We start from the raw sequence: 14,712 nt of genomic DNA, 5'->3' as shown, positions 1-14,712 counted from the left end.
ATGCGCTTGATGGCTAGCTGTTGAAATGGGCTTGCATTTCCGCCGGCGCCATCGCCGCCTGCAACGCGAGCATGGTGGAAATCCGCGCCTTGCGCGCACTGAGGTCGCCCGCGAACAGCGCGCCGGCTTCGTGAAGGCTGTGGCCGCCGCCCTCGAACCCGTACGCCGGACGGACGCGGCCCCGGCCACAGCGCGAGGCAATGACCACGACGACTTGCGCGCGGATGGCTTCGACGATGGCGGCGTACATGTCCATGTTCACGTTCCCGAGCCCCAGTGCTTCGATGATGACGCCTTTCGCACCGCTTTGCACGGCCGATTGCACGTGGGAACCGTCGGCGCCCGCGTACATGGGGACGATGTCCACCCGGGGCAGCAGCTCGGATCGCAGCGGGATCGGCTTGCGGTTCGCGGCCGGTCGGTAGAAGTGAACCTGCCCGCCTTCGACCAAACCTTCGATTCCGGCCTCGCCGGACTCGAAGGCCTGCACCGCGCTCGTATGGCTCTTGGTGACGTGCCGGGCCGAATGGATGCTGTCGTTCATGACGACCAGCACGCCGCGCCCGCGCGCGGCCGATGCGATGCAGGTGCGGATACCCGCCTCCAGGTTGCGCGGCCCATCGAAGTCCGGCTCGGAGGCGTTGCGCTGCGCGCCGACGATTACGGCGGGCTTGTCGGTCTCCAGTGTCTGGTCGAGGAACCAGGCCGCCTCTTCAAGCGTGTCGGTGCCGTGCGAGATCACCGCGCCGGCGATGCCCGGCCGCTGCAGTTCGCGCTCCACGACGCGACCAAGGGCCACCCAGCGCGTCGGGTCCATGTAGTCGGACGGCACGTTCGAGAAGTTGAGCAGCTCGACGGCCGCCAGGCCCTCCAGGCCCGGCACGGCGGCGATCAGGTCTTCCCCGGACAGGGCGGGCACGGCCGCACCGCTGCTCGGGTCCTTCCTCATCGCAATGGTTCCTCCCGTCGCGATGAGCTGGCAGACTGGCAAGGATGGGCGAACGGCTTGCAACACGGCTAGACCCTCAGGTGCTGCAGGATCTTGCCGGTCGCGGTTTCGTGCGCGGTGCTGCCGTCGTCCACCACTTCGCCCTGCTTCAGCACCAGGTAGCGGTCGGCCACATCGAGCGCGAAGCCCACGTTCTGCTCCACGAGCAGCATCGCGGTGCCCCGCTCCTTGCGCTCCCACTTCAGCGCGGTGGCGATCGCCTGGATCACCGTGGGCTGCAGCCCTTCGGTGATCTCGTCGAACAGCATCACCGCAGGCCGCGCCATCAGCGTTCGCGCCACCAGCAGCATCTTCTGCTCGCCGCCCGAAAGCGAGCCGGCCAACTGCTTGAGGCGGCTCTTGAACACCGGGAACAGCGATGCAACGGGTTCGAAGCGTTCGTCGAAGGCTTCTTCCTTGTCCAGGCCGAGCGAGAGGTTGTCTCTCACGCTCAGGTCGGCAAAGAGCGCCTGCTCCTGCGCCGCGTAGCCCAGGCCGGCACGGCAGATGCGATGCGGCGCCATGCGCGAAATGTCGTGCGCGCCGAGGCGCACGACGCCTTGCCGCTTGGGCAGGAAGCCCATGATGGACTTGAGCAGCGTCGACTTGCCCATGCCGTTCTTGCCGAGCAGCGCCAGCGCTTCGCCCGCATTGACGACCAGCGACAGGTCGCGCAGCACCACCGACGACTTGTAGCCGCTGGTGAGGCCGCTGACTTGGAGTGCCGGATGCATCATGCCGCCCCTCCGCCATGCCCGGGCGCGCCCGCATAGATGCTGCGCACCAGTTGAGAACTCACCACTTCATCGAAGCTGCCCTCCATGACGATAGCTCCTTGATGCAGCACCACGATGCGGGTAGCCACCTCTTCCACGAAATCGAGATCGTGCTCGACCAGCAGGCAGCACAGCTTGTGCTTGCGCGCGAGTGCGGACAGCACCTGGCCGATCTGCGTGCGCTCGGTCTTGGTCAGGCCCGCCGTGGGCTCGTCCAGCAGCACGATGCGCGGCTCCAGGGCCAGCACCATCGCCAGCTCCAGCGCCTGCTGCTCGCCGTGCGAGAGGTCCTTGGCCTCCACGCCCAGCTTGCGGTCCAGGCCTGTCGTGTGCGCCACTTCGAGTGCGTAGGCGGGCAGCACCAGCGTGTCCGCGCGCCGCAACAACGAGGGCCGATGCGTGGCCGTCGTCGCCATGCGCAGGCACTCGGCCACGGTGAGCGATTCGAAGATGTTGGCGTTCTGGAACTTGCGCCCCAGGCCGTACCGCACGCAGGCCTCGGGCGGCTTCAGCCCGATGTCGTTGCCGCACAGGCGCACCACGCCGGCCGAGCGTTCCTGTCCATCGCTCATGCAGCGCATCAGCGTGGTCTTGCCCGCGCCGTTGGGGCCGATCAAGCCGACCAGTTCCCCGGCACTCGCCTGCAGGTTGATGCCTTGCAGCACCTTCAGGCTGCCGTAGTTCTTGGCCACGTCCTGCATTACCAGCGCGGGTTCCAGCTGCGCGCCGCTGTCCAGCGGGCGCGTTTCCCGCCCGACCAGCCGTGGTGCATTGCGGCCCGCGGATTCCAGGCCCAGCGGCGCCAGCAGCATGGGGACAAGGCCCGCGGGCAACAGCACGATCACGAGCACGAACGCGCTGCCCAGGACCAGCTGCCACACGAAAGGCATGCTGCTGCTGAGATAGGCCGTCGCCACGTTGATCAGGATCGCGCCGATCAACGGCCCCCACAAAGTGCCGCGTCCGCCCAGCGCCACCCAGATGATCAGCTCCGTGCCCAGCACGAAGCCGGAGAGCTCGGGCGCGACAGCGCCGCTGAACGAGGCATAGCCGAAGCCCGCCATGCCCGCCACGGTGCTGGCGGCGACGAGCGCGATGATCTTGACCTTGGACACGCTGATGCCGAGGTAGGCGCAGCGCGACTCGTTGTCCCGGATGGACGCGAGGACGCGGCCCGCGTCGCTGTTGACCAGCAGCCAGGCCAGCACGCCGATGGCGAGCAAGGCCGTGCCTGCGACCCAATACCAGGCCTCCAGCGACCATTCGAAGGTTGGGTAACCCGTCAGGCCCGAACTCGATCCCGTCCATTGCCCGCCCGACAGCAGCAGTTGCGACGCGACGATGGGGACGACCAGCGAGATGACGGTGGCGAAGAACGGCGACGCGCCGCGGTAGAACGACAGCCAGCCGACGAACAGCGCGAAGGCCGCGGGCACGACGATGGCGAGCGTCAGGCCGGCGAGCACTGTGGCCGTGGAAAAGCCCTGGTGCGTGAACACCAGCCCGGCCGCGTACGCGCCCATCCCGAAGAAGGCCGATTGGCCGAACGTGAGATAGCCCGTGTAGCCCCAGAGCACGTCGACCGTGACGGCGACCATGGCGAAGAAGAAGGCCTTGATGAGGATGTTCAACAGGTAGGTGTCGAACACCAGCGGGCCGGCGGCGACGAGCAGGACGCCCGCGAGCAGAAGGCCGGTGAGGCTGCGATTGCCGGTGAACAGCGGTTTGAGTCTGGGCGGCATGATCGCGGCGGCGGTTGTGGATGAATCAGTCACGGGCAAATCCCTTGGGGCGGATGCGCAGGGTGATGGCGGCCAGCAGCGCAATGGTCAAGCCACCGAGCACCGGGCTGGTGTAGGTGCTGACGAGCACCTGGCAGGCCCCGAACACGGCGCACGTCAGAAGCAGGCTGCTGGCGGAATGGCCGGCCACCATGACGAGCATGAAGGCGCTCACGAGCCAGGGCACGCCCATCATCGGGTCGAGGCTCGACAGCGGCGTGATGACCGTGCCCGCGAACGTGCCCAGGCCGGCGCCGACGCTGAACGTCGCGAAGCGCACCAGCGCGGAATTGATGCCCAGGCTGCTCGCGAGTTCTTCGTTCATGATGACGGCCCGCGTCTTCACGCCGAAGCGCGTCCCGTTCAGCAAGGCGTGCAGCGCGAGGCACAAGCCGAGCGCGAGCGGGATCAGCAGCAGCCGGTACGCCGAGTAGTCGATGCCACCCAGCGACCATGTGCCCTGCAGCGGCGCACCGGCGAACTTGATGTCACGTCCGAAGGCCATGACGATCAGCTGCCCGATGACGATGCCCAGGCCCCAGGTCGCCAGGATGGCGTCGAGGGGCCGCTTGTACAGCGGGCGCACGATGAGCAGTTCGACGGCCATGCCCACCACCGCGCCGCAGACAAGCGACAGCGGCCAGCTCCACCACGGATCGAGCCCGAGCTGCGTGACGGTGAAGGCCACGTAGCCGCCGAGCGTAAGCAATGCAGCGTGCGCGAAGTTGACGATCTTCATCACGCCGAAGATCATCGTCAGCCCCGCGGTCACGATGAACAGCATGGCGGCCGTCGTCAAAAAATCCAGTATCAGGGCCATATGCGTCTCCGGCTAGCCATGCGTATTCCGTCTTACTTGATGTTGGGGCACTGCGCGCCCGGATCGACACTGGCGAAGGTCTCCAGGATCCGGATGGAACCGTCGGAGCGCACCTGGCCGAGCCGCATGGCGAGCGGCGTGTGCCGGCTCTTGTTCATCTGCACCAGGCCGCGCGGGCCGGTGAAGGTGGCCTCCGCCAGCGCCTTCACGACCTTGTCGGTATCTGTGGACTTGGCTTTTTCGACGGCGGCCTTGTAAAGGAAGAAGGCTTCGTACTGCGGCACCGACAGCTCGTTGGGCGCTTTCACGTCGGCGCCGAACTTCACCATCATCTTCTTCAGGAAGCCCTGGTTCTCCGGCGTATCGATGCCCGTGAGGTATGACGCCGACAGGAGCTGGCCTGTGGCCGTGTCGCCCATGGCCTTGGCCGTGCCTTCGTCGATCGCGAGGTTGCCGTAGGGCATCGTGAGCCCAGCCGCCTTGAGCTGCTTGGCCAGCGAGACATTGGGCGCGCCGCCCGCCGTGGAGCTGATCAGCGCATCCGGCTTGGCCGCGCGGATCTTGGAGACGACCGCTGTCCAGTCGCTGCCGTCCATGGGCAGGTATTCCTCACCCACCACCTTGCCGCCGGAGTTCTGGATGTACTTCGACGTGTACTCGAGCATGCCCCGGCCGAAGGAGTAGTCGCTCCCGACCAGGAAGAATGTCTTGGCCGCCTTGGTCTTGGCCAGGTAGTCGACCACCGGCGCCACCTGCTGTTCGGGCACCCAGCCGTTGACGTACATGTAGTTGTTGCACGAACGCCCTTCGTAGAACGACGTGTAGATATAGGGCACCTTGCCGCGCGAGACGATGGGCAGCGCGGCGTTGCGCGCGGCGCTGGTTTCCATCGCAATGATGGCGCTGACCTTCTTCTGGAAGATCAGCGTATCGAAGGCCTTTTGCGCGCCGACGGCACCTGATGCATCGTCGACGATCTCCAGCTCGACCTTGCGCCCGAGGATGCCACCGGCCTGGTTGATCTCGTCCACCGCCAGTTGCGACGACTGGACGACGGCGGGTGCGATGACGCTGTTGGCACCGGACAGGCCCACCGCCACGCCGATCTTGATCGGATCGGCGGCATGGGCGTGAATGGCGAGCAGCGCGGCGATTGCGATGCAGCCCTGGGAGGCGATGTATTGAAGGCTTCTCATGAATGGCTCCTGGTTGAAGTGAAAGGGGGCGCTGGGGAAATGTCAATGCCTGGGCAGAGGCCACCCGGTGCCCAGCATGGGGTCGTAGACGTCGTCGCGCCGGTCGCGAAGCACGTCGTTGAATGCGTTCAGGTGCCGCGCCTGGCGCGAGCGCTTGAGGTTGATGCGCGCATAGAGCGTTTCCTCCGTGTCCGCGCTGGCCGGCCCCGCCAGTGGCCAACCGTCGGCGCCGACGATGACGCTCTGGCCGATGAACGGCTGGCCACGCTCCACGCCCACGCGGTTCGCACAGACGATGTTCAATCCGTTGCTGTGCGCATTGGCCATTGCCAGCGTGTTCGCCATGGCCGGCATTCCGGGGGCCTGACCGCGCATGGGCACCCAGTTGGTCGGCATGCACACGATGTCCGCGCCGCGCACTGCCAGCAGGCGATAGACCTCGGGGAACCAGCCGTCGTAGCAGATCACGCAGGCGATGCGCCCATGTTCGGTGTGGAGCACGGGCAAGCCCAGGTCGCCCGACTCGAAGAACAGGTGCTCGTCGCCCCACAGGTGCAACTTGCGATAGGTCGAGAGATGGCCCCGCGGGCCGATGGTGACGGCAGCGTTGTACAGCCTGTCGCCGGCCCGCTCGCAGATGCCCGCGACGATGTGAACGCGCAAGTCCCGCGCGGCTTCGATCCAGGCGGCGACGCTTTCGCCGGAAGGGATTTCTTCGGCCAGCGAGAAGGCTTCCTGCCTGCTGCGGAACACATAGCCGGTGTTGGCCAGCTCAGGCAACACGATGATCTGCGCGCCTTGCGCCGCCGCCTGCTCGATGCGTTGCAGCGAGCGTTGCAGGTTGCGCGCCTTCTGTCCCACCTCGGGCTCCATCTGGATGGCCGCCACCGTGATGTCCGGGAACGCATCCGCATCGCCCAAGGGCTTGTCGATCGACATTCGAAACTCCAAAAACAAAAAAGCCCCTGACTGCGCTCTCGCGCAAATCAGGGGCTTTCATAGCCGTTATGTGGTCAGCAATGCTGCTGAGGGACAACCGGTTCCTTGCGGAAGCGCGTTGTCAGTGGGCGGAATTTAGGCGCTTTCGAAAGCTGTGTCAAGACGCTTCGCGCGTCTTTGCAAACTGGCTTGCGGGATGCGCCAGCCTTCCATCCCCATACGTGCGAAGCACCTCGGAGATGATGACCTGGTAGCCGTTGAGCCATTTGGCTTGCGCTGCTTTCGCTTGCAGGTGCGTGGGATGTTGCATGAGTGCCTGCAGCGATTCCATCGAGTCCCAGTAGTACACGTTGGAGATCAACCCCGTCGCCTGGTTCTCCCACGTCTCTTCGCCGAGATAGCCGGGGATCGACTTCGCCGCCGCCGCGATGGCTTGGTCCAGCCGATGAAACTCATCGTCGTAGTTGCCCGCCGCAAAGATGAAGGTGGATGAGTACATGGCGGCCTTCGCGAAAAAGGCGCGATGGTACTGCATGCGGCGGGGTCAGGTTTTCGGCTGCGGAGCTTGCAGCGCCAAAGCCAGATAGCCGTTGACGGCGCATTCCACATCGCCCACCAGTTGATCCGCGTCCGGGCACACGTCCTGCACGGCCAGCGCGTGCTTGGCCATGGCATCGACCATCGAGAAAGCGTTGTAGGCGTGGCGCTCGGCGTCTTCCTCGGCGGACCAGTCCACCGCCGCCACGAAGGCATCTCGGAACACGTGGACGAATTCCTTGTACAGCTCGCGGTAGGACGCTTCCGATGAGATGCGCCGCTCCAGGAACAGGATCGCCGTCCATTCGGCAGGTTGGCCGAGCAGGCTGCGGACATGCGTTTGCACAAGGGCACTCACGGTTTCGGCGAGCGTCTGTGCGCCGGCAGCAGCGGGCGCGGCTCTCTCGGCTGCGGCCAGCCTGCGCATGCGGCCGCGAATGGTGACCGCCGCGATGGAGTCCTTCCCCGGAAAGTACTGGTAGACCGTGCCCAGGCCGACGCCCGCGAGCCCGGCGATATCGCGCATGGAAACCTTCTCATAGCCGTTCGCGACCAGCAGCTGCAAGAACGCGTCCTGGATCGCGCCGGAAGTCATCCAGGCGCGCGGCTGCAAAGGTTTCCGGCGGGGCTTGAGGGTTGCGTTCATGCTGGCCCATGGAGTTTCACGCCTTCGGGGCGCCGGTGCAAGGCGCCGAACCTGAACATCGACCCGCAATGCGGGCGATTGCGCCAGCGGCGCCAAAGCCGAACACCTCGCGCACCGATTGCTCCTAAGCTTGTGACACCATGACCGACACGACCCCCGCCTCCATGCCAGCCACCTTGGCCGGCCTCGTCCTACGTCTCGATCAGGCGCGCATCACGGGCGTGCGAGAGACCGGGACGGAGACTGGCACCGTACCGGCCAGCCGCTACGCCGACCCGGCGCACTGGCAGCGGGAACAGGACGCGCTCTTCGCGCAATGGCCCATCGTCGCGGCCCACAGCTCCGAAGTTCCGGCCGGCTCGGCGCTGCCGTTCGACGCGCTGGGCGTGCCCATCGTCATCACCCGTTCAGCCGATGGCCTCGCGCGCGCCTTCTTCAACGTCTGCCGCCACCGCGGCATGACGCTCGTCCAATGCGACGGGCCGGAGCCCGCCAAGGCCAAACCCTGCAAGACGCTGGTGTGCCCGTACCACGCCTGGACTTACGGACTCGACGGCGCCTTGCGGCATCGCCTTCACGCCGATGCTTTCGACGGGCTCGACCCCGCCACCCTCAACCTGGTGGAACTGCCCTGCTCCGAAGCCGGCGGGCTGATCTTCGTGAAGCGCACGCCCGGCCCGGCGTTTTCGGCGGCGGGCTTTCTGGCGGGGCTCGACGCGCACCTGGATTGGCTGGGCCTCGCTGACATGAGAGTCTTTCGCAAAGTGGACCACGTGTATCCGGCCAACTGGAAGCTCACGGCCGATGCGTTCCTGGAGGGCTATCACATCCGCGTGCTGCACCGCGACACGATCTACCCCTTCTTCGCGGATGCCTTCACCGTGAACATGCACGCGGGCCCGCACCAGGACACACTTGCCATCCGGCGCGCGGCCTTCGAGGCATTGGAGGCGTTCGATACCCCGCGCGACCGCTACGCGCTGTGCAAGCTGGCAACGCCCACCCAGCTGATCTTCCCGAACACCTTCGTCATCTGGCACCCCGACTACGTGAGCCTGATCGGCATGTTTTCGCCCGCGCCGGACGCGGTGCGCTGGGTGCACACCATGCTGATCCCGCCCGATCGCACCGGCGACGACTGGGTGCCGCATTGGGAGAAGACCTTTCGCCTCATCGAGGAAACGGTTTTTCAGCAGGAAGACATTGCCTGCGCGACCGCGATCCAGCGCGGTTTGGCGAGCGGCGCGAATACGAACCTGAACATGGGGCGGTTGGAGCACGAGGTGCTGCGGTTCCACCGCGGCGTCGATGCGGCGATCGGCGGAACGCTGGTGCCACCCGCATGAGGCCGCGCTACTGAGGGCGGCAGCGCGTCAGGCGCGCAGCAGTTGCAGCGTCGGGCCCAGCGCCGCCTCATACACCGCATCGACACCTTGCCGCGCGCCGCGTGCGGGCGCCGCGGCGAACAGGTCGGCGCCGAACGCCTGCTGCAGGCGCGACACCGGCACAAGCAGGTCGGCGGGGCGGGCCGACAGCGCGATGCCGGTGAGCAGGCCGTTCGCATCGAACACCGGCCCACCGCGCAAGCCGCCGGGCGCCATTTCCACGCCGAGTGCGCGCGTCCCCGCGTTGTCCAGCGCCGCGCCGGTGAACCCGGACTTGAGCAAAGGCCAGGCCGGCGCCGCATCGGGCTGGCCCGCGAACTCGACGGCGAACGCGATGCTGCCGGGGAAAGCGTCGGCCGCGCTGCGCATCACGGGATACCGTGGCAGCGGGTCGGCCAGCTTCAAGAGCGCGAGCCAGTGGGCGCGCGCCGCGGGTGCCGCGGTGGCCGCGCTCACCAGGCCCAGCCCGTTGCGCACCCAGTAGCGCCGCCCCGGCGACAGCGCCGCGGCCGGCACCAGCGCGGCGGCGCCGTTGCCCACCAGCGTGGCGCTGGCCACCACACGGGCATGCGCGGGCAAATCGAGCGGCCGGCTGTACGGCGCCAGCCGGGCGGGCGGCTGCAGCATCGCACCCAGCGGCCGCGGCGGTGAAGCGCGCAGCGCCTCTTCCACCTGGGCCGCCAGCGGCTGGCCCGGCGCCCGGTCGCGCGCCTGCGCCAGCAGTTGCCGGGCGATGCCTTCCTGCCCGCCGGCGTGCAGCAGCCACGCATACAGGGCCGTGCCGCCGATCGCGTCCAGGTGCGCGCCAGCCGTGTGCGCGCCGAAGGACAGCGCGCGCCGGTATTCGCCGGACTGCATGTAGGTGCGCACCAGCCCCATCTCGGTATCGGCCGCGTGGAGGATGACCGCCGCGCGCTCGAAGGCCGAGAGCGCCGCCGTGGTGTCCACGCGCGCCAGCGCGGCCTCGCCTTCGGCCAGCAGGTCGGCGCGCAGCTTCAAGCGCTCCGCCGGCACCGGCGCGGCAGCACCGCCGTCCCGCGCCTGCTGCATGACCTGGCGCAGGCGCTGCTGCGACGCCGACTCGGCCTGCTGCGCGCGCGCCATGGGCGCCGCCATCGCGGCCAACGCGTAAACGAGGGACCGGCGCTTCACGAGTTGATGTTGGCGCCGGTCGGGCAGGCGGTGCCGCCCGTGCGGTTGATGCGCGCCGTGCCCGCATCGCTCGGGTGGACGTTGGGCGCGTAGGGCGCCGCCGGCGCCTTGAACAGCGCCATGTAGGCCACCAGCGCGTCGATGTCCTGCGCGCCGCCCAGGCGGCTGGTGCCCTTCAGGAAGGTGGAATAGCCGTCGCCGCCATCGGCCATGAAGTTGTTCATGGTCACGCGATAGGTCTTGGTGGGATTGGGCACCGCGCCGCTCGCGTCGACCAGCGTCTCCACCGTGCTGCCCGAGCGCAGCGTGACGTTGCTGACACGCGCGTTGCAGGCCTGCGCGCCGTCCCAGGTGTACTTGAACCCTGCCGAAGGCAGCATCACGCGCGTGGCCGTGGCCGACTGGCCCTTGCAGGCCGCGAACTGCTCTTCCAGCACGTCCTTGATGTTCTGCGCGGTCAGCGTCATCGTGACCAGGCTGTTGCCGAAGGGCTGCGTGGTGAATGCCTCGCCGTACGTGACGTTGCCGTTGCCCTCGCCCGCCGCGCTGGAGGCGAAGGTCAGCCCCGGGTTGCGCACGCCGCCGCCGTTCATCAGCGCGATCTGGGCCTGGCCGAAGGTCGCCGGCGCCGTGGCGGCGAGCATGGCGTCGGCGATCAGGTTGCCGGCCGGCATGTTGCAGGCCGCGTCGACCCGCGTGTTGGGCAGGTCGGCTGTGATCGAGCCGATCACCGAATTGGCGATCGGCGACACCAGGCCCTTGTAGCCGTTGACCACCGCCGCCACCGCCGCGTTGGCCGTGACCGTGGCGTCGTTGCGCACCACCAGCCGGTTGGTTGCCGTCACGGCGGTGATGTCGCGCGTGCCTGGGTCGATGGTCATGTCGATGTCGCTCAGCACGCGCCCGAACGAGCTCGCGCTGGTGACCGCGATGTTGCGTCCCGCCGCGTTTGGCAGCTTGCAGTTGTACGCGGCGTGCGTGTGGCCGCTGACGACGGCATCGACCGCGTTGTCGAGACGCTTGACGATGGCCGCGATCGCCGAGCCGGCCAGCGCGCCGTCGCAGCCGTTGATGTCCGACAGCGTGCCGCTCTGGAAGCCGCCCTCGTGCACCAGCACGACGATCGCCTCGATGCCCAGCGCGCGCAGCTCGGGCACCAGCGCGTTCACGGTGTCGGCCTCGTCCTTGAATTCCAGCCCGGCCACGCCAGTGGGCGTGACGATGGTCGGCGTGGCCTTGAGCGTCATGCCGATGAAGGCGACCTTCACGCCGTTGAATTCTTTGGTGCCGTACGGCGCGAGCAGGGGCTTGCCGGTGGCGGTGGAAAGCACGTTGGCCGAGAGCCACTTGAACTTCGCGCCTTCAAAAGGCACGGGCGTGCCTACCGTGGCACCCTTGCAGCTGTTGGGGTCGGTGCCGCCGCCGGTGGTCTTGCAGCCGCCGTTCTGCAGGCGCTGCAGTTCGGCCGAGCCCTTGTCGAACTCGTGGTTGCCCACGGAGTTGAATTCCAAGCCGATGCGGTTGAGCGTTTCGACGGCGGGCTCGTCGTGAAAGAGCGCCGAGATCAGCGGGCTGGCGCCGATGGAGTCGCCGGCGCCGACCACCACGTTGAGCGGGTTCTGCGCCTTGAGCTTGGCGACGTGCGCGGCCATGAATTCAGCGCCGCCGACGGGCGGCCGGTCAGCGGCGGGCACGGCGGTGCTGGCGCCGAAGGTGCCTGGCGACTCGAGGTTGCCGTGGTAATCGTTGAAGCCGATCATCTTGACGGTGAAGGGCGCGGAATCACTCCCGCTGCAGCCGCCGATGAGGCTGGCGGCGACAGCGGCGGTGGCCGCCACTGCCGCCAGGGCGCGTGTTTTCGTTCGCATTTGCAGGTCTCCCCGGGGTCATGTGGAAAGCGGCAGAGGTTATGCAACGCAAATGACGCACCCGTGACAGGCGCTTGCGGCGGCCCGGAACGACGGGGCGCGGACTGCATCAGCCCAAGCTGATGCATACGCCCAGATGTGTTGTATTGTATTGACATGGCCCATTCCCGCTCCGACCTCGAACAGTTCCTCAGCGGCGTCGCCGACGACGCCAAGCCGGGGGAGCGCCTGCCGCCGATCCGGGAACTGATGCGGCGCTTCGGCGTTTCGCAGATGGTGGTGCAGCGGGCATTCGACGCCCTCAAGGCCCAGGGGCTGATCGAGTCCGAAGTCGGGCGCGGGACGTACTTTCGCGGAGGCAACCGCGCCGACCAGCCGATGGCGGCAACATCCGGCTCGGCGCGCGCGGCGGCTTCGCGCTCGGTGCTGCTGCTGCGCCGCTCGGTCAGCATCGCGCGCGGGCGCGTGCTGGTCGAGGCGCTCCAGCGCCGGTTCGCCGCCGACGGCCACCGCGTGCTCGAAGTCTCGTACACCGATCCGGACCATGCGCGCACGCTGCTGAAAGGCCTGCCGCGCTTCGATGCCTGCGTGATCCAGTCCACGTTCAGGACCATCCCCATCGACCTGTTGGCGCTGCTGCGCGAGAAGAGCGACGTGCTGGCCATCGACGGGGCCGCGCTGGTCGGCACCGAGATCGAGGCCGTGGGCATGGAATGGGGCGAGCCGCTGTCGCGTGCCATTGCGCTGTTGCGGCAACAGGGCCACACGTCGATCGCGTATGCGACCACGTCGCAACCGCTGTTTGCGGTGCAGATGGGGCGACGGCGCTTCGAGTCGCTGCAGAACTCGCTCGAGGACTGCAAGTTGCACGAGATCGTGCTGTCGCAGCTGCCTGACGAGGACTATGCGGCAGCGCTGGTGGACGCGGTGCGGGAGCGTGTGGGCGGCACAGCGCGTCCGCAGTTCACCGCGCTGGTCGCGTGGGGCATTGAGGACGGCGCCCGATTCAAGGAGGCGCTCGCGCAGGTCGGGTTGGCCGTTCCGCAAGCGCTCAGCGTCGTGTTGCTTGGCCGCACCGATCTACCCAACGAGCACGGCGACTTCTTCGACGTGGTGGGCTGCAGCGCCGCCGACCAGGCCGAATACCTGTACCAGGCCGTGCGCAACCGGTGGGCGCACCCCGCCGCGCCGCATGGCCTGCGCTTCATCCCCGTCACCGTGCGCGAGGGGAAATCCGTGAAACGGCTTCGTCGGTAAGCCTCACCGAATCGCCGATGTAGGTGCCGGGATCGAGGGCCTCGGCCAATCGGTTCGCCGAGGGATAGGCCGCGGCCGAGGGGTGCTCCATGATGCTCGCCAGAAAGCTGCACCCTTCCGTATGCGTGCGCTGCGCCGCCTCCAGCAGCAGCTTGTGCGCTTCGTGGCGGCCCATCACTTTCGTGAGTTCCATCATCACCGCCTCGGCGTTGATCAGCCCCTGCGTCGCGGCGAGATTGCGCCGCATCGCCTCCGGGTGAACGACCAGGCCGCGCACCAGCCGCGACAGCGTCTGCGCGACCGATGCGGCGAGGATGCCGAGCTCCGGCAACAGCGTGTCCGTGACGTTGGTGGCCGATGAATCGCCCTCGTCCATGCGCACCATCGCTTCGAGGGCGAGCGGCACGCGGCCGCGCAGCATGCGCGCGAGGCTCACAAGCAGCAGTGCCGTCGACGGATTGCGCTTTTGCGCCATCGTCGATGAGCCCACCTTGCCGACGTGGAACGCTTCCGACAATTCGCCCACCTCGGTACGCTGCAGGAAGACCACGTCACCGGCGATCTTCTGAGCGGTGCCTGCGAGCAACGCGAGCGCGCCAATGTAGTCGGCCGCGCGGTCGAACGACGCGCGGCTCGGCAGGCCGGCGGGCTCGAGACCCAGTTTGCTCGCCACCAGCGCCTCGACCTCGCGGCCCTGCCCGCCCATCGCCGCGAAGGTGCCGATGGCGCCGCCCATGCACGCCGGAAACGATGGCGCCAGCCGCGCGTCCAGACGTTCGAGGTCGCGCCCCAGTTCCTCCAGCCAGCCCGCGATCTTGAAGCCCAGCGTCATCGGCAGCGCATGCTGTCCATGCGTGCGCCCGGCCATCGGCGTTTCCCGGTGGGCACGTGCCAGCTGCGCGAGCGCCTCCATCGCACCGCGCAGGTCGCTTGCCAGCAGCGCATGCGTGCGCCGCACCTGCAGCGCCGTCGCCGTGTCGAAGATGTTCTGCGTGGTGGCGCCGAAGTGCAAGTAGCCGGCGTGCGGTTCACCGCAGAGCGACTCGAACCGGTGCAGCACCGGCACCAGCGGATGCTGGGCGAATGCAATCTCATGGGCGAGCGCCTCCGTGTCGAAGAATTTCGCGTCGGCCTTGCTCGCGATGGTGGCGGCCGCGTCGGCGGGGATGAGGCCGATCTCGGCTTGCGCCGATGCGAGCGCGGCTTCGACATCGAGCCAAGCCTGCAGCGTCGAGCTGTCGCTCCAGAGGCTCCTGGCTTCGCTGCTGAACCAGTACCGGGTGACGAAGGAATTGAACATGGGGCAGGGTTTCAACTAATATGTGACAATACATATTGTACTCGTACAATACATTCACCAGCGCCGT

At 67.5% G+C, this 14,712-nt stretch carries 13 protein-coding genes; 2 read left to right on the top strand and 11 right to left on the bottom strand.

The window, feature by feature from the left end; all coding sequences use genetic code 11:
- Window positions 1-13: 13 nt before the first annotated feature.
- The 8 genes from EEB15_RS02565 to EEB15_RS02530 all read right to left on the bottom strand — a co-directional run bounded on the left by EEB15_RS02565 (window position 14) and on the right by EEB15_RS02530 (window position 7,683).
- A complete protein-coding gene (locus EEB15_RS02565; protein WP_255466275.1) occupies window positions 14-1,015 on the bottom strand; it encodes an asparaginase in 1,002 nt (333 codons plus the stop codon).
- A 2-nt stretch (window positions 1,016-1,017) separates the two neighbouring features.
- Entirely contained in the window at window positions 1,018-1,725 is a 708-nt protein-coding gene (locus tag EEB15_RS02560; protein ID WP_141507944.1) for an ABC transporter ATP-binding protein, read from the bottom strand.
- A complete protein-coding gene (locus tag EEB15_RS02555; RefSeq protein WP_141508029.1) occupies window positions 1,722-3,506 on the bottom strand; it encodes an ATP-binding cassette domain-containing protein in 1,785 nt (594 codons plus the stop codon). Before EEB15_RS02555 ends, EEB15_RS02560 begins: the two co-directional genes overlap by 4 nt.
- Before the next feature lie 25 nt (window positions 3,507-3,531).
- Window positions 3,532-4,365: a branched-chain amino acid ABC transporter permease gene (locus EEB15_RS02550; protein ID WP_141507943.1), complete on the bottom strand. Its 834-nt coding sequence runs from the start codon at window positions 4,363-4,365 to the stop codon at window positions 3,532-3,534.
- 32 nt (window positions 4,366-4,397) lie between these two features.
- Window positions 4,398-5,561 (bottom strand): substrate-binding protein, encoded by a 1,164-nt coding sequence (locus tag EEB15_RS02545; RefSeq protein ID WP_141507942.1) that lies wholly within the window; start codon window positions 5,559-5,561, stop codon window positions 4,398-4,400.
- Between the two features lie 42 nt (window positions 5,562-5,603).
- Complete coding sequence (locus EEB15_RS02540; RefSeq protein ID WP_141507941.1) at window positions 5,604-6,500, bottom strand: nitrilase family protein; 897 nt, start codon at window positions 6,498-6,500, stop codon at window positions 5,604-5,606.
- Window positions 6,501-6,657: 157 nt separating this feature from the next.
- On the bottom strand, window positions 6,658-6,999 hold the full coding sequence (locus EEB15_RS02535; protein ID WP_141507940.1) for an antibiotic biosynthesis monooxygenase: 342 nt from the start codon (window positions 6,997-6,999) through the stop codon (window positions 6,658-6,660).
- A 45-nt stretch (window positions 7,000-7,044) separates the two neighbouring features.
- Entirely contained in the window at window positions 7,045-7,683 is a 639-nt protein-coding gene (locus EEB15_RS02530; protein ID WP_141507939.1) for a TetR/AcrR family transcriptional regulator, read from the bottom strand.
- Between the two features lie 140 nt (window positions 7,684-7,823).
- On the opposite strand from EEB15_RS02530, the gene EEB15_RS02525 reads away from it, so the two are divergent.
- Complete coding sequence (locus EEB15_RS02525) at window positions 7,824-9,029, top strand: aromatic ring-hydroxylating dioxygenase subunit alpha (protein WP_141507938.1); 1,206 nt, start codon at window positions 7,824-7,826, stop codon at window positions 9,027-9,029.
- A 27-nt stretch (window positions 9,030-9,056) separates the two neighbouring features.
- Here the strand turns inward: EEB15_RS02525 and EEB15_RS02520 are convergent, their stop codons facing one another.
- Complete coding sequence (locus EEB15_RS02520) at window positions 9,057-10,220, bottom strand: hypothetical protein (protein ID WP_141507937.1); 1,164 nt, start codon at window positions 10,218-10,220, stop codon at window positions 9,057-9,059.
- Window positions 10,217-12,088, bottom strand: a complete 1,872-nt coding sequence (locus tag EEB15_RS02515) for a bifunctional UDP-sugar hydrolase/5'-nucleotidase (RefSeq protein ID WP_141507936.1) — start codon at window positions 12,086-12,088, stop codon at window positions 10,217-10,219. The genes EEB15_RS02520 and EEB15_RS02515 overlap by 4 nt, the downstream gene beginning before the upstream one ends.
- Window positions 12,089-12,244: 156 nt before the next feature.
- Between EEB15_RS02515 and EEB15_RS02510 the strand changes: the two genes are divergently transcribed.
- Entirely contained in the window at window positions 12,245-13,345 is a 1,101-nt protein-coding gene (locus EEB15_RS02510) for a GntR family transcriptional regulator (protein WP_141507935.1), read from the top strand.
- Here EEB15_RS02510 and EEB15_RS02505 read toward each other — a convergent pair.
- On the bottom strand, window positions 13,302-14,645 hold the full coding sequence (locus EEB15_RS02505) for an adenylosuccinate lyase family protein (protein ID WP_141507934.1): 1,344 nt from the start codon (window positions 14,643-14,645) through the stop codon (window positions 13,302-13,304). The two genes, EEB15_RS02510 and EEB15_RS02505, sit on opposite strands and share 44 nt — an antisense overlap.
- Window positions 14,646-14,712 lie beyond the last annotated feature (67 nt).

Source organism: Ramlibacter sp. WS9, assembly GCF_003797765.1.
Classification (GTDB): domain Bacteria; phylum Pseudomonadota; class Gammaproteobacteria; order Burkholderiales; family Burkholderiaceae_C; genus Ramlibacter.
The sequence above is the reverse complement of the archived record's forward strand: the minus strand, read 5'-3'. Positions and strand labels throughout refer to the sequence as shown.